Origin of the sequence: uncultured Vagococcus sp. (genome assembly GCF_963518325.1) — a bacterium.
Classification (GTDB): Bacteria; Bacillota; Bacilli; order Lactobacillales; family Vagococcaceae; genus Vagococcus_D.
The window spans coordinates 70893-90018 of the sequence record NZ_CAUQJB010000008.1; the positions used below are offsets into that span (position 1 = coordinate 70893).

At 36.7% G+C, this 19126-nt stretch carries 18 protein-coding genes and 1 pseudogene; 4 read left to right on the forward strand and 15 right to left on the reverse strand.

Annotated elements, in window-relative coordinates; translation table 11 throughout:
• Positions 1 to 842: 842 nt before the first annotated feature.
• Positions 843 to 1272 (reverse strand): annotated as a pseudogene (tnpA, locus tag RWN13_RS09075) (IS200/IS605 family transposase).
• A 59-nt stretch (positions 1273 to 1331) separates the two neighbouring features.
• On the opposite strand from tnpA, the gene RWN13_RS09080 reads away from it, so the two are divergent.
• Both RWN13_RS09080 and RWN13_RS09085 read left to right on the forward strand, forming a co-directional pair.
• Positions 1332 to 1538, forward strand: coding sequence for a hypothetical protein (locus tag RWN13_RS09080; RefSeq protein ID WP_314062447.1), 207 nt, complete (start codon positions 1332 to 1334; stop codon positions 1536 to 1538).
• A gap of 116 nt (positions 1539 to 1654) precedes the next feature.
• Positions 1655 to 1852, forward strand: a complete 198-nt coding sequence (locus RWN13_RS09085; protein ID WP_314062449.1) for a hypothetical protein — start codon at positions 1655 to 1657, stop codon at positions 1850 to 1852.
• Positions 1853 to 1880: 28 nt separating this feature from the next.
• Here the strand turns inward: RWN13_RS09085 and RWN13_RS09090 are convergent, their stop codons facing one another.
• From RWN13_RS09090 to RWN13_RS09145, 12 genes are all read right to left on the reverse strand, one after another.
• Positions 1881 to 2021 carry a hypothetical protein gene (locus RWN13_RS09090; protein ID WP_314062452.1) on the reverse strand — a complete coding sequence of 47 codons (141 nt, stop codon included), beginning with the start codon at positions 2019 to 2021 and terminating at the stop codon, positions 1881 to 1883.
• A 60-nt stretch (positions 2022 to 2081) separates the two neighbouring features.
• On the reverse strand, positions 2082 to 2321 hold the full coding sequence (locus tag RWN13_RS09095; RefSeq protein WP_314062455.1) for a helix-turn-helix domain-containing protein: 240 nt from the start codon (positions 2319 to 2321) through the stop codon (positions 2082 to 2084).
• Between the two features lie 748 nt (positions 2322 to 3069).
• Positions 3070 to 3441, reverse strand: coding sequence for a hypothetical protein (locus RWN13_RS09100; protein WP_314062458.1), 372 nt, complete (start codon positions 3439 to 3441; stop codon positions 3070 to 3072).
• Positions 3442 to 3881: 440 nt separating this feature from the next.
• Positions 3882 to 4712, reverse strand: coding sequence for a carbohydrate ABC transporter permease (locus RWN13_RS09105; protein ID WP_314062459.1), 831 nt, complete (start codon positions 4710 to 4712; stop codon positions 3882 to 3884).
• Complete coding sequence (locus RWN13_RS09110; protein ID WP_314062461.1) at positions 4712 to 5629, reverse strand: sugar ABC transporter permease; 918 nt, start codon at positions 5627 to 5629, stop codon at positions 4712 to 4714. Before RWN13_RS09110 ends, RWN13_RS09105 begins: the two co-directional genes overlap by 1 nt.
• Before the next feature lie 11 nt (positions 5630 to 5640).
• A complete protein-coding gene (locus RWN13_RS09115) occupies positions 5641 to 6930 on the reverse strand; it encodes an ABC transporter substrate-binding protein (protein ID WP_314062463.1) in 1290 nt (429 codons plus the stop codon).
• A gap of 98 nt (positions 6931 to 7028) precedes the next feature.
• Complete coding sequence (locus RWN13_RS09120) at positions 7029 to 8240, reverse strand: amidohydrolase (protein WP_314062465.1); 1212 nt, start codon at positions 8238 to 8240, stop codon at positions 7029 to 7031.
• 703 nt (positions 8241 to 8943) lie between these two features.
• Positions 8944 to 9228: a hypothetical protein gene (locus tag RWN13_RS09125; RefSeq protein WP_314062467.1), complete on the reverse strand. Its 285-nt coding sequence runs from the start codon at positions 9226 to 9228 to the stop codon at positions 8944 to 8946.
• 20 nt (positions 9229 to 9248) lie between these two features.
• Positions 9249 to 9632: a hypothetical protein gene (locus RWN13_RS09130; RefSeq protein ID WP_314062468.1), complete on the reverse strand. Its 384-nt coding sequence runs from the start codon at positions 9630 to 9632 to the stop codon at positions 9249 to 9251.
• 20 nt (positions 9633 to 9652) lie between these two features.
• Positions 9653 to 11041: a pre-toxin TG domain-containing protein gene (locus RWN13_RS09135; RefSeq protein WP_314062470.1), complete on the reverse strand. Its 1389-nt coding sequence runs from the start codon at positions 11039 to 11041 to the stop codon at positions 9653 to 9655.
• A complete protein-coding gene (locus tag RWN13_RS09140) occupies positions 11034 to 11393 on the reverse strand; it encodes a hypothetical protein (RefSeq protein WP_314062472.1) in 360 nt (119 codons plus the stop codon). Before RWN13_RS09140 ends, RWN13_RS09135 begins: the two co-directional genes overlap by 8 nt.
• Positions 11383 to 11658, reverse strand: coding sequence for a DUF3130 family protein (locus RWN13_RS09145; protein WP_314062474.1), 276 nt, complete (start codon positions 11656 to 11658; stop codon positions 11383 to 11385). The genes RWN13_RS09140 and RWN13_RS09145 overlap by 11 nt, the downstream gene beginning before the upstream one ends.
• 655 nt (positions 11659 to 12313) lie before the next feature.
• On the opposite strand from RWN13_RS09145, the gene RWN13_RS09150 reads away from it, so the two are divergent.
• Positions 12314 to 13156, forward strand: coding sequence for a hypothetical protein (locus tag RWN13_RS09150; protein WP_314062476.1), 843 nt, complete (start codon positions 12314 to 12316; stop codon positions 13154 to 13156).
• A gap of 3 nt (positions 13157 to 13159) precedes the next feature.
• Positions 13160 to 14593: a hypothetical protein gene (locus RWN13_RS09155; RefSeq protein WP_314062479.1), complete on the forward strand. Its 1434-nt coding sequence runs from the start codon at positions 13160 to 13162 to the stop codon at positions 14591 to 14593.
• 510 nt (positions 14594 to 15103) lie between these two features.
• Here the strand turns inward: RWN13_RS09155 and RWN13_RS09160 are convergent.
• Together RWN13_RS09160 and RWN13_RS09165 are read right to left on the reverse strand one after the other, a co-directional pair.
• Positions 15104 to 16798, reverse strand: coding sequence for an NERD domain-containing protein (locus tag RWN13_RS09160; protein ID WP_314062481.1), 1695 nt, complete (start codon positions 16796 to 16798; stop codon positions 15104 to 15106).
• Complete coding sequence (locus RWN13_RS09165; RefSeq protein WP_314062483.1) at positions 16798 to 19125, reverse strand: DUF1998 domain-containing protein; 2328 nt, start codon at positions 19123 to 19125, stop codon at positions 16798 to 16800. Before RWN13_RS09165 ends, RWN13_RS09160 begins: the two co-directional genes overlap by 1 nt.
• Position 19126: the final 1 nt, after the last annotated feature.

Genomic DNA, 19126 nt, shown 5'->3' on the forward strand with positions numbered 1-19126 from the left:
TCCAATCGTTCTTTATTGAAATTATAATATTATATTTCCACCTAAAAGTCAATAATCATAAAAAAAAAATCCTAATAAGCTCGATAAAAAATATTTACACCTAAAAAGAGTTATATCTCTCAACATAATACTATTAAATAACAAAAACATATATTATGTTCGTTTTTTTAGCGAACTGTTCATTTAAACCCAACTGTGCTCAATATAACTATGCTATTTATCGAATAATCTAAAAACGACTTGTCATTATTAAATTAACTAGTGACTCTCATTATCCAATTATCATAATATATAATGCTTGGCTTGACTCTCACTTCAGATTTTTTTCTTATTTCAACACTATAAATAAAAGTGTTTTCTACAACTGTCAACTCTAATGTAATTTTAACATATATCCGCCACGGTATATAATCAAACAGACAATTCATTAGCTTATCTGCGTAACCATCAGAGAAGAGACATATTTTCAGCTGTATCCAACTCAATATTTAGCGGTGGAAGCTTTCATTACATTGGCCTTATTCTAACGAATTCATTCGTTAGAATAACAGTAGCAATTAAACACGAATGACGTGGCTCTTACGTCTATTAAATAACAATATTCTCACATCAGAACCTTTTGGAATTGAGGCAATCAAACAAGATATCAAGAATGCCTGTATACTCACGATAAATTTTCCTGCCTAGGCAGTTTGAGCCATGACCTCATCGTAAATCAACATATTAAATTTTATTAAAGATTAATTAGTCTAATTTATTACCAAATCAAAACCTCCAGTGAGGACTGTAGGTTTGCTCTGCGGCTGAAAGGCCCTCTGAGTGGTCTCCCTTTTGCACCACATTTACTCACGGATTCTGAAGAATCTCATTCTATTTTCTCTTGTTTTTTCTCCTGTAAACGGATCATACTCTTCGATTAACGTCAGTTGATCTGCTACATAATCCTCTTGTATTTGATTTCTTATGTATTCTTTGATTTGCTTTTTGTTTAGCCCAACAGTATCCACATAATAACCACAACACCAAAATTACGATTACCCTATCTATAGTTTAGTTCAGCATGTCGATCAAAAATCATTAGACTACTTTTTCCTTTGAGATAGCCTATGAAACTCGAAACACTTTCTTTTGGAGGGATACTTACTAATAAATGGATATGGTCTTTACATGGATTCGCTTCTATTATTTCCACTTTTTTCCTTTGACATAATTCTCGTAGAATTTTCCGTAAACGAGCTGTCTTCTATATTTCGGCGCGAACACTAAGAGAATAACATTTTTTTATTACCTCCCTTAAATATGTTATAATCGGTTTCTAGGAGGTGTAATTATTGAGAGAATTACTAAGCGCCGCCATTAAACAAGGAAAAAAGATTACATTATTTTTTGTAGATGGAACTGAGCTTGATGAGATAAGCGCAACTGGAAATTATAAAATCTTCGGCAGTGGTGATATCTTATCCGTAACTCGTTGTGATGATCCAACCCAAAATTTTGTTATTAATCTTTCACTTGTCAAATATTTTACAGCTTCATAGTCACATTGCCTACCCTCGCTATTAAAGGTAGGTTTTTTAGTTATTCTTTCGAGTATTCTAGATATTACTAACTATGTTATAATTATCCTCGACTAAATAGATTGGAGTAATTATGTATGACAAAATTTTATACTATCTTTTGTATTGTAGCTGCTGTAGTACTGTTTCCTTGTTTAGCTATGATCGTTAGTGGGTTTAAAAATAAAAAGGTGTTATTAACCATTTTAGGTTTTATTTTCCTGATACCTTGCTTATATATCGTGTATATAGCGTATGTATTTATCGCCCTATCGACTATTGATTTCAGTGGTTAATCTGGTGATTCTTTCTGGAATTAACGAATTACGATTCCTCTAATTTCTTTTTGATTTTTTCCGCAAAATGTCTGATATCAAGTTCAATCGATTCACCGCTTTTAAAAGTGTACTGGCAATATAATAAAATTTTGTCGAGATCCCGAACTTCTTTTTCTGTAAATTCCATTTTTCTTCACTCCTTCTTATTTAAAGTAATCCCATGTGTCAACCTCATGAAGCTTAACAACTATTTGCGTCTAAACGTTTTTCGAAACCACATTGATTCGTCTTCACTTTTAGTTGTCAAATGCTCCATACATTCACGAGTAATAATATAGGTAGTGCCAAAAAGTCGAATTTGTCCGTCTAGGAACCGTTCAGGATACGTCTGATACATTTGCCTAACATAGTTCGGTTGGTAGCCCCAGCGTCGACTGGCTTCGGTAGCCATCATTAAATCAGGACTAGTTAGTTCATATTTTTTCAACTGGCGGCCTCCTTAGATTTACCAGGTAGCTTATTGAGTCATAATATTCTACCTAGTAAATCATAACTTTCTCTAAATCACTTTAGATAGTAAGATTTGATTGTTTTTTAACCCCGCTATTATCAGTCGTCCTCTCGAATATCAATGCACTTGAGCAAACCGCACTAAGCAATTTTTTATCTCCTTACCTAGAGCGAAAAAAGAATGGCGAGAAACATACCAGTCATAATCATCCTTCATGACATTGGGTTTGACTCCCCAATAATAGAGAGAGCCAAATTATCTTTAGGTCAAAGACTCAATATCCACACCAAAATCTTGCGAACAATCGCGCCATCATTTCTATGTGATATCCACCAAGGAATAGCTTCTTTCTGAAGTTAGTAAAAAAACATTCATAGTCTGATGCGAAAGATATCGAAGGTGTGTTGAGAATACAATGGCTAATTTTTTTTGACGCAGATTAATCAACCGTGCTTTCGATTACCTTAAATAAATGTTTATTATATAACGTTTTAAATAACTTACTAGGATATTCATTACTAAGGCTATTCAGTTTCGCCCTAGTAATTTTAATATCTTTTAGATAAAACATCATCATGTCTTCTGCCTTATTACCGCTTACTTCAATCATGTTTTCATAATCATTAATTAAATCAAGGATTTGCATCAATCGATCATTACTATTAGTGATTGATGCCCTTGCATTATAGATATCACACTTAGTTGATAAGGTTTCAACTTTATTTCACGAAACCATCGATGAGGTTATTTCGGTCGTCTTTGGAACTTGGTTCGTGAATTTAAGCTGATTGGCAAATGATAACCCAGTCTTGTAACCATATCTTTTTTCTCCGCTTATGATAAACTTACTTGCTATAAGCTTATCGTCACTCAAGAAAGTTTCTTCATTTAAATAAGGATTAGTGAAAGAAAAATAATAGATGCCTTTCTCAGCACGACTTATCTCCTTGCATTTATATAGATTTGATAAATATTTTCTAAATGAATTTTGCTCCACCCCATATTTTTCTTCTGAATATATATATCTCAAAATTATCGGTTCGTTTTTGCCAAAATCTTCTAATAACACTTCTTTTAGCCTCATTTCTTTAGTCATACTATCACCCCTTTATCCCCATAATAGCTCAAAATTAAACGTTTTTAATTCTTTTTTGCGATATCGAGATTATAAATTTTCGAATGAAATTTATTCAAAAAAACATCAGCCCCTTTTCCCATAAAAAGGAGCTGACTTTATAGCAGCAGATGAGCCACGTAACAATAAGGATTGTGATACTGCGCTTTGGGCTTTTACTATTGGCCCTTATTCTCGTGGCAATCACCTGCATTAACTATCTCGTTTAATGGTCTTTAGATCTGTCACTTCAACTTTCTTCTCTCGATTCCTGGATTCCCACCATCATTTAACTAACCCATTCATTTAATAACTGCCACGCCCTAATCTAACAGGAAAGGATTTTTAATTAACAACCTCAGAGCTAAACAAGGTAGTTTTAGCACTATCGTAACCGCCAGTCATGATGGACTTCCCTCCCCTTACTCCTTAATCCCCCCTGCTGTCACACCAGCAATAATATAACGGGACAAAAACAGATAAATCAGCAACAGAGGGATGATTGTCAAGGAAATTCCCAAGTACATACTCCCAAATTCAGTCCGGTAGACATTCGTCTTTAATAATTGAACCAACATTGGCAAAGTGTACTTCTCCGCATCATTAATCAAGATCAGTGGCATAATAAAATTATTCCAGGTTTTGACAAAGGTAAAAATCGCCATAGTTGCCAGACCCGGTTTCATCAATGGCAAGATGATGCGGTGAAAAATCTTGATTTCCCCTGCCCCATCTAAGCGAGCCGAATCGGCTAGATCCGGGTGGTAAATCGTCTCTAAGTACTGCTTAAGAAAGAACACCGTGGCAGGAGAGGCTAAGGACGGCAAGATGATTGGTAAAAAACTATTGAGCAAATTAAGACGCAACATAAACTGATAAAAGCCAATCAAACTAATTTGTGGGGGAATCATAATCAAGCCCACTACTAAAGCAAACAAGCTGTTTTTCCCTTTAAACTCGTAGGCCGTCAGTCCGTAAGCAGCAATCGCTGAACTATATAAGGTTAAGAGGGTCGAGAAAAAGGCAATCACAAAACTGTTTTTAAAGCCTTGAAACACATTAAAGCCTTTACTCGTTAAAGCCTGCCAATTATAGGCCAAGCTACTGCCCGGCAAAAGAGACAAGCCTTGTTGGATTTGCTCTGCTGAGCGGGTCCCATTCACGAGGACCACCCAAAAAGGAAAGAGGCTTAATAACGTCAACAAGATAAGCAAGGTGTATATCAGGTACTTTTGGATGTTCACAGCTGACATTAGGCACCTCCTTTGACTTGACGTTCTTTAAACAAGCGAAACATTATCAGGCTAAGCCCGACTGAAATCAGCAAGAGGATGACTGAGGCGGCCGAGGCCATGTTGAGATTGCGATTGCCTTCAAAGGCTTGTTTGTAAATATACATCGTCACTGTCAAGACGCTATTGTCTGGATTCCCACCGGTTAGTAGAAAAGGAATATCAAAAATCTGCAAGCCACCAATCAAGGAGGTCACCATGGTATACAGTAAAATCGGTCGTAACAAGGGAATGGTGATGTAGCGAAACAATTGACGATCTGTGGCACCATCAACCATGGCTGATTCAAATAAGGTGTCGCTAATACTGAGAATACCCGATATGAGCACTATCATAGTCTGACCGTACCACATCCAAAACTGAATAAAAGCCACAATCCCCCGTGTCGCCCCAACTTGCCGGAAAAAATCAAATGGCTGATCAATGAGATTCAGGCGCATTAACAACAAATTCATCGGCCCCATGGGGTAACTAAAGAGGGCATAGAATAGCAAGGCCACTGAGGCCGCCGTAATGATATTCGGTAAATAGAAGACAATTTTAAAGAAGCCTGTCCCCTTTAGCTTTAATTTAATACTAGTAAACCAAGCTGCCAACACTAAGGCTAAGACGATTTGTGGCAAGAAATTCATCGTCCAAATAATAAAGGTGTTAGCAATCGATTGACGAAACAGATTGTTGTGACTCAACTTAACAAAATTTTGGCTGCCAATTAATTGAAAATCAGTTTGCCAGCCACGCAAATCAGAAAAACTTAGGACCACTGTGTATAAAATCGGGTACAATTGAAACACCACAAACCCGATTAAAAAAGGCAGTAGGAACAAATAGGCATAGCGGTTATAGCGCTCGAAGCCTCTGGGTCTAACGTTGGCCATGATGATCCTCCTTACTTCACGCTAATATCGGGATAACTATTTTGAACCGCGGCCTTAAAATTAGCAATCGCCGTGTCCTTGTCCACTTCTCCTTTAGAATAGGGAATCAACGCTTCATCCTGATAGAGGGTATCAATGGTCCGATCATACTCCGTAATGGTCTCAGCCGAAATGGTTTCAATCATCTTGGCAAATTCCTCGTAATGGTTTTGTCCGCCAAGAAAGTCATTTTTAAACTCACCTTTGACTTTGGCCACCACTTGACGATTGGAGATCACATCGCCGACTTCTCGGGTGTAGTCCTCTAGGAAAGTAGCATCTGTGGTAATAAATTTAATTAACTCAGCGGCTTCTTCCTTCATCGTTGATTGCTGACTAATGCCGACCCATGTGCCACCTGAGAAATAAGGGGCCGGACCTTGAACCATCTTCCAATCCCCAAAAGTCGACTCACCAGAATCCGCTTCTGAATTCGGCTGTAACCAATAATGCAGCCCCCAGGTTGGCAGAGGGTACCCCATAATGGTCTCAGAGGCCATGCCACCGTACCACGCTTCTGAGCGGTATTCCGTATCTAAGGTCAACTTTTCAGCCACCATCCGCTTGCCTAACTCCATCAAGTCAACCATTTGTTGATCCATTTGAAATTGCTCGTCTTTGACCCAGCCAGTCTTTCTCAACGCTTCAAAAGGATAAAGTAAGTCACTGACACTGGAAATCATGTAGACTTCGCCCTTTGACTTTTCCTTTAAGGTTTTGGCCGTGTCATAAAACCTGTTAAAATCCGTGACCAAATCTTGAAACTCAGCCGGTGAGTTAACCCCTAAGAATTTTTCGGCTAAACTAGCACGGTAGAAAAAAGCACCGGGAGTGGCTTGCCACGATAAGGCTCTTAAGGTGCCGTCAGTCGATGTGCCCACTTCTTTGACATACTCATAGGTGTCCCCAGAGGCTTCATCTAGTTTTAGGGCATCTAAGTCTGCCAATAAGCCAGATTCCACGTATTTCTTCACAAAGGACGATTCTAGGGCAATGATATCTGGGGCTTTGTCGGTGCCAATAATCGGGTCAAGCTTTGTTTGAAATTGATCACTAGGAGTGACCACAAATTTAATCTTATAAGCCAAATCCGGGTTGGCCACTTGATAATAGTCCGTCACCATCGTTTCGATTTCATCTGTAAACGTCCAAACCACCAATTCTTTTTTGGTTTCCTTCCCGCCGTCTCCTTGATTTTTACCACAGGCAACTTGTACCATTGCTAACACTAACATTACCAATAATCCGATTCTTTTTTTCATGAATATTTTCCTTTCTCTTGGTTGACTGCTTGCGTGAGTTGTTGCGCACTTGATGACATTCCTTGAGATGAGAGACCATAAGATTGACCCTAATAAATTCAGATTTTTTCCTGATCAGTTGCGGCCATATTCGTTAGACGTATGGCTTGCAGATAGGTTTTAGCGGCTGTCACAATGGAGGCAGATGAGACATCGAATTTGGGATGATGGTGGGGGTAATCCTTTGCCATACCCCCACTGCCAACAAAGACATAACAACTGGAAACCCCTGTTTGACTGTATTGGGAAAAGTCATCCCCTGCTAGCGTTGGCTCGATTTCATGACAGGTTGCTGCTGGTATCCCTTCTTGTAACCCACCTTTGATTTTTTTAGCATAGGACGCATCATTGACTAAGGGGTAGGCTTCTGGTCGACTGGCAAAGGTCACAGTACACGTCCCACCATACGCCTGACACATATCATGAGCTAGGGTCTCGATTTTGTCATATAGAAACGCCATGTCCCTTAAATTCAAGGCTCTCAAGGTTCCGCCAATCGTTAACTTTTCGGGAATGACATTGTAGCTATTGCCACCATGGAGGGAGGTAACCGAGACCACTCCCGTTTTAATTGGTGCCAAATTACGAGAAACGATGGTTTGCAAACTAGTAATCAGATTAGCTCCTATAACCATTGGGTCGATGGTCTCCTGTGGCATGGCCCCGTGACCGCCTTTGCCCTTAATCACGATGTCAAAAAAATCACCAGCCGCCATTAATGCCCCTTCATTTCCCCCAATAACTGACGTTTCTAAAGGAGTCCATAAGTGCAAACCAAACAAATGATCCACACCTTCTAACAGACCTTTTTCGATAAAGAGATTAGCCCCTTTGCCCACCTCTTCTGCTGGTTGAAAGAGGAAGCGTAGGCTACCAGTTAGCAGATGACGGTGTTGGCTGACAATTTTAGCCGTGATTAAGAGAGCTGCCATATGACCATCATGACCACAGGCATGCATCTGTCCCGGGTGTTCTGAGCTAAAAGCCAGACCTGTTTCCTCAGTGACTGGCAAGCCATCAATGTCCGCTCGGATGGCGAGATGTTTGCCGGGAATCTCTGAGGTCAGCTCAGCCACCACCCCCGTCTCAGAGACACGATAACTGTTGATACCGGGCAATTCTGCCAAATAGCTTTCGATATAATCCGTTGTCAGAAACTCTGCAAAAGCTAATTCTGGTATGCGATGCAAGTCTTCTCTAATGGTCATTAGTTCCTCCTGATGACGTTCCACTTCTTGATTCAGCAATAGGATGATGTCTTTCGTTTCCATAATTGTCTCACTTTCTTAAATTAAGCCCTGAATGATTGCGATGATTTGCCACTAGTACGATTCGTCTCTCTTGCTCTGATAGGTTGATTGTTCTCCTTCGATTTTGAGATAACTGTCGGACAGACTATCCAACAGCTAGCACACCACGACAACTGATAGCCTAATAATTACGGCAGCGACTATAGGTGATGTTATTTCCATAAAAAAACATCAAAAAATCTGAATGACGGTTTATTTTGTCTCAGAAAACGCAAAAAACGAGACTAGACTACCTGTCTAATCTCGTTTCAATTGATGCCATTATGAAAAAACAAACCTTTACAGCCACACCTATTCTTAAATAAACTTAAGCATTTTCTAGAATTTTGCGAAAAAAACTAGAAAAAAGCGCTTAAATTAGGTACAATAGATGAAGCTGGTGTAAAAGCTAGCTTGGCAACTGATTGACTAGTACTGTAGTCTTTTGGGCATCGCAGGGGGATTGCAGTCTCCTTGCGAGCACGCCATAAATTATTATTTAGTTGTCGTGATGGTGCTAACAGGGTCATTGTACGACAGGTTGAAAGCGATGTCAAGAACATATGTTTATAAATAACAAAAAAATATAGCATCTTCCTCGGGTGGGTATGAGCCGAGGGAGATGCTTTTATATTAAGAACTCAATTAGCAACTAGACTTTTCATGTCACGTAATCTCGACTTATTCACTCTTTAGTTAGGATTTCCCACGTTATAGCCTTTGCTTTATCGATTGGCTCATTTAATCCCATTCTCGTCTCATAATCATCATCCCAAATATAATACTCTCCTAAACCACCTCTAGGAGGATACAAGCCATCATTGATTTGACGTATCTCATCTAGATTAACCTCATCTTCATTCCTATTTAGTTTATCGATAATTAGTCTAATCGTTGATAGCTGTGGCGCATTTAACTGGTTTCCAAGTTTAATCAGCTCAGCTAAAAGTAGTTGATATTGTTTTCGCAAAAGATTTATACTAACCATTCCTACATTAAATTATCTATTAGTTTGACAACTTCTTGTTTATTTTGAATAAGTTCAATGAAATCACCAATGTAAAAACTCAATCTGCACTCATTTTTCGGAACACCATTTGCTTCACTAACTGAATCAATCACTAAAACATTATCCTCTTTACTTGATATCAAGTATTGGTTACCCTCGATATTAAACCCTTCATAGTCTTCACCCTCATATAAAATATCTTTGAATTTATCAGATTTTTCAAGGTCATTACTTTTTACAAATGCAATTGTTTCATTTAAATTATCGTCATCGATTTCTGATAATAAAAAATCCTTAATCTTCATTTTTTCTTGATTATTAAATTTAGACAAAACTGTTAGCAACATCGGATTCGTATTTTTCATTAATGCTACTCCTTTCAATATTAAGGTTTGACCACAGGATAAGTTGTCCAAATATTATTCAAAGTGTCATACACTATTTTTATATGAGTCTCTCCTTTAGTCCCTATTACTTTTCCAGCGTCAATAATAGTAGAAAAAGAAGTCTGTCCCTGGCTCCCTATGCCATTAGGTAAAATTTCTAAGACCTCACCATTCATTAAAGCATCTTTTACAATTGCATTAGCTTCCTTAGCAGTTGATACATTAAACTTGCGTGCACGTTTTGCAGTCGAACTATTCAAATGTTTGTTCTTTATTTCAAAGCTATTGATATTCATATTTCTTAGTCTACCAACTTGATTATTTTTTTCTATGATACCTATTTTTGCTACATCTTTAAAATAACCAGTCTTAGTCAATAAAGCTAAATCTTTTGCTGATAACTGGGTTCCCGATAGTAACCGATTGCCAGCTCGTAACTCTTTTGCCATTGTGATTAAACCAGCCTGAGACACTAGTAGAGCAGTTGTCCATAGTGCGGCTTCTAAACGGCTTACCTTATCACCAGTAACGGGATCCTTCCCCGTAAACAGACGATAGACTGAATAAGCTCCAGTCATCTCTCCCGCCATCGTTACACCCATCAGACCTAACTGTTTCATGCCGTCTTTCGATAGCATAAACATATAGTTCGCAGTGGCTTGCTCGTTATAACAACCATTGACATAAACTTTGTAATAGCCATCAACATCCGTTGAAACAATCTCTAAACGTTGAGATGGGCTCTTTTCATTATAAGCTACTAAATCATTATACCATTGACTATTCGTAAAATCTGGCGAATTGTACATGCCTGTCTGTACATTAAATTGTTTCGCCTTTCCGAGTTCACCTAATGCCGACTCTAATTGATTCCCAACACTTATTATCTCAGTAAAATCACTAGCATGAGATGATTCAAACGCCTGATATTTTTCCAATATGTCCACTTTTTTTTGAAGTTGACCGATTTGCAAATCTTGCACCCTTATACCATATCCGCCAACTATTTCAGCAATAATATTACCAGATATTTTTATCATTAATTCTTGTTTCGCTTGTTGAATACGATTAATTTTCGCTTGTAACTCAGCTAGCCGGTCCGTATCAAGAACATTTTCAGTTGCGCCTACTTCTCCATCAAAACTTGCTAAAAAGGACGTGTACGTTTCACCAAAATCACAATGATAATTATACATGGCTTTAGAGATAGTCTGGTACGGCTCAAAAGACTGCTTGGCTGACTCCCAACCTGGCCCCGTTAAAGCTGTTGTTTGCGAAAAGTCACTTATTCCATTTTCAAAGGTTGAAAAATTTGATAAACAACTAACTCGAGCGGCTTGTGTACTGCTGTGTACGCCTTGTAGTTCTGAGCGATTGATCTTAACCATTACTTTCCTCCTCGCTCTTAGACTTGTAATAGGCTTCTGTCAGTCTATCTTCTTCCTCAATCAATGTCTTTTTTTCTTGTTCGAACGTATCCTCAATCTCTAATGATAAATTCTTAATTTCTCTACCTTCTTCTAAAAAATCTTCTAATTGATGAGTCGCATTTTTATAAGAAACAGTTCCTTTACTAAAATGTGCTACCTCATCCAGTGCCTCTTGCTCTTGCCGATGTAAATAATTAAGCTCTTCTTTATATGACTCCCAGAGTCGTTGTTTCTTTTCCAATCGCTCCTTAGCATTTTCATTCTGAGTTAATTTTTCTAAAAGTTGGTTCGTATCTGGTTTATTTGCCATTTCCTACCACCTTCTTAGCTTCTTGATCGGCTTTTTCTAGCGCTGCACTTATAGACAAGATATTTTTCGCATCCGCCGTTATACTAGTTTCAAACGTTGACATCACACTTGCTGTTTGACTAATGATTTTGGTAATATCTTGAGCCGCTTGACCGTTGGAGTCACTAATTGAAGCACTCCCTACCGAATAAGGCGACACAGCTGGACCAATCATCTTATTAGCAAATTGAGTGGCTACCCCTTGATCATTTTTTGTCTCAGACATTTTACTCGCCTCCTTTAAATTAAGAGCGTTTTTTATAATCAAATTCAAAATAAAATCACACAGAGTTGATTTAATAGTACAATTATACCAATTGAAAACAATATATCCAAACACAAATTGTGAAAAATGGAGAAATACTAACTAGTCGAGCATTTTAGATACCGCTTCAGAGTTTTACAGATGTTTCTCACAATTAATCAGGTAGTACTACTTTACTGATAGTCTCGATCTATTACATTAATCGCTCATTTCCTCTCGTTATTAACTCAATAAATGATTCTGTATTTATGTTGTAAAATCCTCCTAATCAAGAAGAAGTAATTGAGTCGCTATCGAATTATCTGAAATTAGAATTGAATAGAGCTCTAATTGGCCAAATTTCAGATTTTTCGACAAGTTTATAGATTATTCAGACCAACTTATTGTAAAAAATAATTAAAAAATGTGAGTTGAATTTGATAAAAAGCTATTACATCTACTAAACTAACTATTCAAATGATGATTACAAAAATAATTTATTCATAATTCAGGACAGTTACTCGTTATATCATTCACCAACCCTACCATTGCTACCGAACAAAAACGGAACTTTAATAGAACATATTAGTAAATAATGTTATAATAACACTTAATAAACAATGAAAGAGGTTATAACATGTTAAATTCTGCTTCAAAAAAGAAAGCTCTCTCACTTTACAAAACTCAGGAAACGAGCTATCGTTCTAGAAGGAAAAGTATAATCGAAACGAGTCAAATCTTATTTGACGTTCGATTAAAGATGTTATCTTATATTGAAATGTCTGAAACTATTATTAATAACATTGCTAATACTCCAAAAACCTTTGATAAACAAATTAAAGAAATCAACATCAACTATAAAAATTTCAATCAATTTTTAGATGACATGGGCGAATATACCACTGAAAAAGTAGGAGGATCTATTGCCGGCGCCGGTGTGGCTGTTGGCGTTGGTGTGGCTGCCTTCGGCTCAACCGCAGCTATGAGTATCGCAACAACGTTTGGAGTAGCTTCAACAGGTACCGCTATCTCAACGCTTTCTGGCGCTGCTGCGACAAATGCTGCACTTGCTTGGCTTGGAGGCGGAGCTCTAACAGCAGGCGGTAGTGGCATAACTGCTGGTTCTGCTCTATTAGCTTTAGCTGGTCCTGTTGGTTGGTCAATTGGCGGTGTTGCATTCCTTGGAGGCGGTTTATACACGAATAGTAAAAATAAAAAAATTGCAGAAGAAGCACTAGAAAAAACAAAAGAATTAAAAGGACTAAATGCAGAATTACGCTTGGTTATGAAAGATCTTTATCCTTTAAAAGACAGTACGATTACCTTAAATGAAGGACTACTGCCAATTATTGAACAAGCTTCTCTCTTGGAACGCCGTGACTATGCTACTTTGACTGAGGATGAAAAAGCTTTGTTAGGATCGCTAGTCAATAATACTCTAGCAGCTTCTATTTTACTTAATAAAACGGTTGGTAAGTAGTTTATGACTCTATCTTCCACTGATAAACAAATTAGCAGTGTTATCATTGATAACCTTTCTAAGAAGTGGTCTGAGAAAGCTATAGAAAATACCTTTGCTCAAAATAAACGCTTCATTGAGGCCTTATCTGAATTAGATAAGATAAGAGATTTTATTAATTCTCCCAGTAATATACTGGGGAGTCCCTTAACAAAACACGGGGAAATTGCTGAGCAAATAAATGTTGGCTTCAAAAATGCAGATTCCATTATGGCTGGTCTGAAAAAAACAGCCACATTTGAGAAGGTTGGACGATTAGCACCTCACGATTACATTGTGGATGGTCAATTTGTTCAAGCAAAGTACATTAATGGTTTAAATAATACATTAAAGCATGTCACTAACCATCAAAAAAAATATTCATTTGCTAGTGGTATTAAAACTGAGTATTATGATATTCCAAAAGATCAACATGAACTTCTGGAAAAAATAATGGCTGGTGAAAAGATTACTGAATTAAGTGAAAAGTCTATTCAGTCAATTAAAAATAAAATTTCAGAAATTGAAACCGCAACAGGAAAGCCATACTTTAAAGTTATTCATTCGGGTGAGGTTACCTATTCTGAAGTCCAAACTAAGGTTGCAGGAAAAACAATTGAGAATAAAGAGCAACGCTTGCAAGAAGTCAATAATAATAAAATAGCTAAAATAAACACAAAAAATCAAATTGGCGAGGGGGCTAAAGCAACTGTTACTGCTGCTGCAGTCGCTGGGACACTAAAACTTGCCTCATCAGTTTATACCAAAGTGAAGAGTGGTAAACAACTTAACGAATTTGATAAAGATGATTTTAAGGAAATTGGAATAGATGTAACATCTTCATCCATAAATGGTGCAATCAGTGGAGCTTCAATATATGGATTACAAGAATTTTTTAAGCTTTCCGCACCTGGAGCCGCCTCAATAGTATCTGCTACAACTGGTTTGTATAAGCTTCATAGGAACTATGTTCGAGATGAAGATATGAATCTCGATGAATTCGTAGCCGGCTGTTACGGACTTACAATGGAGGTATCGCTTAGTTTCATTGGAACAGTTTTAGGAACTGCACTAATTCCTATTCCAGCAGTTGGCCCAATTATTGGTGCTATTTGTGGCTCTTTTGTTTCATCTATTATTAATGATAGTTTGGAGGCAAGTGACAAAGAACTGCGCGAGAAACTAACAACTGACTATGAGCGATTTTGTGCACAGTTAGACTCATGGGGGTTACAAAAAGAAGCTCAAATAATTAATAAATACCATACCCTTGATCATTATCTTGATTTAGCTTTTGACCCAGATCGCAATTTACAACTTCTTTTTATTGCTAGTGGAAAATTAGCTTCACATCTCAATGTGCCTGAAGTAGAAATTCTTTATGAATTTGATGCTGTAGATAATTACTTTTTAGGGTAAAAATTCGTAAGGTGTTTTCACCAAATCACTATTCCTTTCGGCATACTCATGATATTAATGTCACATTTTTATACATATCACGTAAATAAAGATATTTCACCTATGGCGCCCCCTCTTAATTAATGATGTATCAGTTCATCCAAAAAGATTGCTGGGACGATTGATATTACAGTCTATTTGATCAATAATATCATTTCTAGCTATATTTGATGGTTTAAGTATAGCTAGAAATAATTCTCGTTCGCAGTCGGTCACTTATTCCTCAGTTCTCTCCTTATTAAGTGGAATATCTTTTATTTAGCTAAAAAGAATATCTGCTGAAGACGACATCAGATATTGACTACATGCATAACCAGAAAGAACCAACTACTCGCATACTCACCATTACAGTGAATACAACTTTCCATCTCGGAAACGAGGGCTCTATATCTATCTAGTATTCAAGAAATTCTATGAACCATTATTTTGATGCAGAATTCATCATTTCCTTTAGCATTCCATAAAAGTTGATTAGACGTTATTCAATTTACAAAGTGTTTTCAATTGCCTAGAGAGTTCTTTTTTTGGACTTTTAATATTTCCTTCGATAGAAAATGTTTCTTTTAAAATTTCTTTACAATCACTATTAGTCATCGACGTAATGATACTTAACTCAATTCTAGCTCTTGAAGCCCCTACATAAAATATCATTTGTCTATTATGCTTAAATAATAAAGGATCCACATCGACAAGAATAATCGCATCAGCTTCTAAACCTTTGAATTTTCTGCAAGTCGTAAACTGAACATCATGATAAAAACCACGTGACCCTTCACAAGCAAGTAAACTTTCCTTTTCTGTTGTACAAGTCAAAATAACAATATCATTAATACCTTTTTTATGATACTCCTCGATCCTCTCATTCACTGCTCCAATTTCATCATCGGTAAAGTATATCATAGAGGCCTTTCCCTTCACAGCCGCATCAAAAAGCTTAGGTTTTTCATTAAATGTTGCCATTGATGTTTTGGCAATATTTTCAGTATTTCTGCAATTCCTATACAAAGTTAATTTGCAATCAGCTTCACTAATATATTTCGGAATAATCTGACCTTGGACAAGCTGAAGTCTATCGTAAAAAATATAAAAAGAATTATTTGATTTTTTATCAACAATGATATCCTTTAACAATTCTATGAGTGCAATTTCTTCAATTTTATCTTGTCCAAAGTCTTGTCCCTCATCAATTATTATATGATCATATGGAAATCTATTTAGAAGATACATATCTTCTAAATTCGCCTTCAGTTTAGTATAGTCTGGTTTTGACGAATTGCACAATTTGCATGCTAATCCATCGATCGTATAGTAATGAATATTTTTATGTTTATAATTTTCAATCAAAAAATCCTTTAAAAATTTGTTGTAGCAAAGAAACAATACTTGCTGATTGTCAAAAGCGTGCATTTTTGCTTTCTCAACTGCAATCATAGTTTTCCCTGTTCCAGCAGCACCATTAATAACTGCACTTGTTTGGTCTCCTAAATACTTTAATATTCCAACCTGTTCTTTTAATAATCGGTGAAATATCTTTTTTTTGATATCGTTTTCGAATGATATTGTTGGAAATATATCAAATGCTGGACATAGTACCGATTCTAGCAGCCCTTTTTCTTCATTCTCACTTAGATTAGTCTCTATCCCACTAGGAAGTCTTAACTGAAAAATTTGATCTATTTTCTCCTGAACGTTTGATAATGACTCTTTCGTCATTATTAAACATTTTTCCGCGTCTGCTGGCAAGCTAATATTTTGTAAGTCAATTTTTGAAATCGATGGAAACCAAACAGCATGAAGCAACTTACATTTCCCCAGCAGATTTTGATACTCACTTTTTTCGATATGACTTTTCAATTTCCATTTATTACCACTAGCTTGAGCGAATGGGCCACCCTTCTTCATTTGTCTACCATTCGAATATCGCCATTCTCCTTTGGAATAACTAACTCTTCCTGCTTTCGCTTCTATACATAAAAGACCCTTTCTTCGATTAAAAATTAAAAAATCAGTTTCACTTTCATAAAAAGTTCCATTTACATTTCTAGCTATTTTGAAGGAATGAAAAACATAATAGTCATCTGATAATTCTTTTAAAGTATTAAACATCTCATCTTCCAGGCTGGATTTAGTATACGCTCTTGGTACTTCTGGTATCATTATTGCCATTAACTTCGCTCCCTTATCAATTTGGATAACATTTCAGGTGTAATATCACTATTTGAAATATTTATACTTCTCCAACCAGATATTTTCCCATAATCAAGATCGCTAGTGTCTCCTGAATCCCAAAAGAGTATTTTAGCTTCTTTCCAAATTAAATTAACCTGAACTTCCTCTCCTGTATCTAAATCTTTTATAGTCCCATCTATGGTAGGCTTCTCACAATCATAAAACAACTCATTCTTTTTGATTGCATTATCAAAAAAAATACGACTATTTGGTTCTTTGGCCTCGCCAAGAAGTATCTCCCATATCTCATGATACTCGTAATCTTGTAAGCTAATCCCTTCACTTGAAAGAAAAAAAACTGCTTTTTTCCTTACGGGTACTTCAGAAGGAACGACTTTATTTTTTTCATATACCCACTTATGCTCATACAAAAAATCACTAAAAATTCCTAATTTTTTATTATTAAAAGTTCCAGAAATCACCGCCCTATCTAAGAGTATATTATATTCTTCGCAGCAAGTCTCTGGTAATAGTGTGCATGCATGACAAGATGCTAAGTTCAAAGCATCTCTTCCTTGACCGTTGCTAAGAATACACACAGGATCATTTGAACAAGACATAGAACTAAAGAGTGCTTTTTGATATATCCTTGAAAAGCTATCTGCTCTCCCCTGTCTAACTAACCCACCTAAAGTGCCTTCTGAATCACCACTAGAGGTATAAATCAATATTCCAGCCATTCTTTTTCCATCATCTTCTTCACTACAATAAATTCTTTCTTTTAGAGAAGCCACACTATAACCGCATTCAAAACTTAATTGCTTTATCAGTAGATGAGATAATGTGTGCAGTAGTAAAAACTTTGCAGTAATCCTTCTTGGATATTGTTTTCCCGAATATGACTGGTTATACTTTTGATTTATTTCATCCATTCTGTTTCTTAACGAACTATTACCTTTTATCCACTCCTCTATTTGATTTTGATCAAATTCCAAAAATATTCCTTCACCTCTCACCTCACAAGCTGGGTACCACCTAGTCCTTTTGCCTTTTATTGAAACAAAAGTATCATTTGACTTATAATCAGACATTTTTTCTATCGGATCAATCCTTGAAAAACCCAGTAGAGCTTGAACTTCTCTTACCTTGTGGATTAATGTGATCTTATTTACTAATGGCACTTTATATTCATTTATGTTCATTTCTTCAATAGCAAAATCAAGCGTTTGATTTCCTGTAATCTCTACTTTTCCATTAAGCGCATCATATTCTTCAGAACGATATTTGACACTTAGCGTGCTATATTCCTCATCCTGTTCATCGAGCCACTTTCTTTTTAGAACTTCCTTAACAAATTCTTTTGGTACAGCTACCGCATTAGATATATCGCTAACCCAAGAAACTAGTTGTTCTTTAATCACACTTTCTCGTAACTCTTGTGGTATTTGCGCTAATACACTTCGATAATTTTTAAAAGTTTCACTAGCTTCAATTTTCGAAATAAATTTATCAGAGTAAGGAGGAATTACTAACGAACTAGCTGTCACAGGATAATAGATTGAAGAAGAACCTCTTTGCATCGCCTTAGGATACTCGTCGCAGTTTTCAAATTCATTTTTCCATGGGTGGAAACCTCTACAAGAAAAATCCCACCTATTCTCACTGCTTTTTTCAGTGAGGCTCTCAAAAATCCCAGGATTAAATGCCTCTCTAAGCGAAGCCTTAGCTTTGCATGTTTCACAAGTTATAATTAATCCTTCAAGGCCTTCACTTGAAGATGTTCCAGTCTTAAACCTTAAATCTGGTTTACTACATTCTTTTTTCTCACCGCTCATATTCTTTCTATGTGCCCATTCTACCCAGGGAAAGTCATCTATGTGTCCTCTTCTACATGCAACAACAATTCTAGATACCACAAGATTTTGATAACATGTGGTACATTTGATATGTTTTGTCATGTAGTAATCATCCTCAGCTTTTTTCTTATCTTTAATTTGAAATTCTTTAGTCCATTTTTCTAATGTTTGAAATTTCCTGCACTTTGGGCAAAAATACCACGATGGAAATCTCGCATAAGAAATACCTTCCTGAGCTATATCTTTTCCAGCCGGCATACCAAAGTAATCAACGCCCAATAGTTTTTCCAATCGCTCATCATTAATCTCCACAATATTTTCAGCCCAATACTCTGGCGCAGCAGTCATCAATGTTTGATTCGGAAAATCTACCATCGCCCCTACGCCATACTGAAGCACAGCTTGGGAAGCTCTAACGATGTGTGTGTAACTATTCAACCGTTCTTTTGTTACCAACTCTTGATTCATA

What these genes read in the sequence shown, in the direction of transcription:
- RWN13_RS09085 (WP_314062449.1), top strand. Translation starts at nt 1,655, where the DNA reads ATGACAAAATTTTATACTATCTTTTGTATTGTAGCTGCTGTAGTACTG.
- RWN13_RS09090 (WP_314062452.1), bottom strand. Translation starts at nt 2,021, where the DNA reads ATGGAATTTACAGAAAAAGAAGTTCGGGATCTCGACAAAATTTTATTA.
- RWN13_RS09100 (WP_314062458.1), bottom strand. Translation starts at nt 3,441, where the DNA reads ATGACTAAAGAAATGAGGCTAAAAGAAGTGTTATTAGAAGATTTTGGC.
- RWN13_RS09105 (WP_314062459.1), bottom strand. Translation starts at nt 4,712, where the DNA reads ATGTCAGCTGTGAACATCCAAAAGTACCTGATATACACCTTGCTTATC.
- RWN13_RS09110 (WP_314062461.1), bottom strand. Translation starts at nt 5,629, where the DNA reads ATGGCCAACGTTAGACCCAGAGGCTTCGAGCGCTATAACCGCTATGCC.
- RWN13_RS09115 (WP_314062463.1), bottom strand. Translation starts at nt 6,930, where the DNA reads ATGAAAAAAAGAATCGGATTATTGGTAATGTTAGTGTTAGCAATGGTA.
- RWN13_RS09120 (WP_314062465.1), bottom strand. Translation starts at nt 8,240, where the DNA reads ATGGAAACGAAAGACATCATCCTATTGCTGAATCAAGAAGTGGAACGT.
- RWN13_RS09130 (WP_314062468.1), bottom strand. Translation starts at nt 9,632, where the DNA reads ATGAAAAATACGAATCCGATGTTGCTAACAGTTTTGTCTAAATTTAAT.
- RWN13_RS09135 (WP_314062470.1), bottom strand. Translation starts at nt 11,041, where the DNA reads ATGGTTAAGATCAATCGCTCAGAACTACAAGGCGTACACAGCAGTACA.
- RWN13_RS09140 (WP_314062472.1), bottom strand. Translation starts at nt 11,393, where the DNA reads ATGGCAAATAAACCAGATACGAACCAACTTTTAGAAAAATTAACTCAG.
- RWN13_RS09145 (WP_314062474.1), bottom strand. Translation starts at nt 11,658, where the DNA reads ATGTCTGAGACAAAAAATGATCAAGGGGTAGCCACTCAATTTGCTAAT.
- RWN13_RS09150 (WP_314062476.1), top strand. Translation starts at nt 12,314, where the DNA reads ATGTTAAATTCTGCTTCAAAAAAGAAAGCTCTCTCACTTTACAAAACT.
- RWN13_RS09155 (WP_314062479.1), top strand. Translation starts at nt 13,160, where the DNA reads ATGACTCTATCTTCCACTGATAAACAAATTAGCAGTGTTATCATTGAT.
- RWN13_RS09160 (WP_314062481.1), bottom strand. Translation starts at nt 16,798, where the DNA reads ATGGCAATAATGATACCAGAAGTACCAAGAGCGTATACTAAATCCAGC.
- RWN13_RS09165 (WP_314062483.1), bottom strand. Translation starts at nt 19,125, where the DNA reads ATGAATCAAGAGTTGGTAACAAAAGAACGGTTGAATAGTTACACACAC.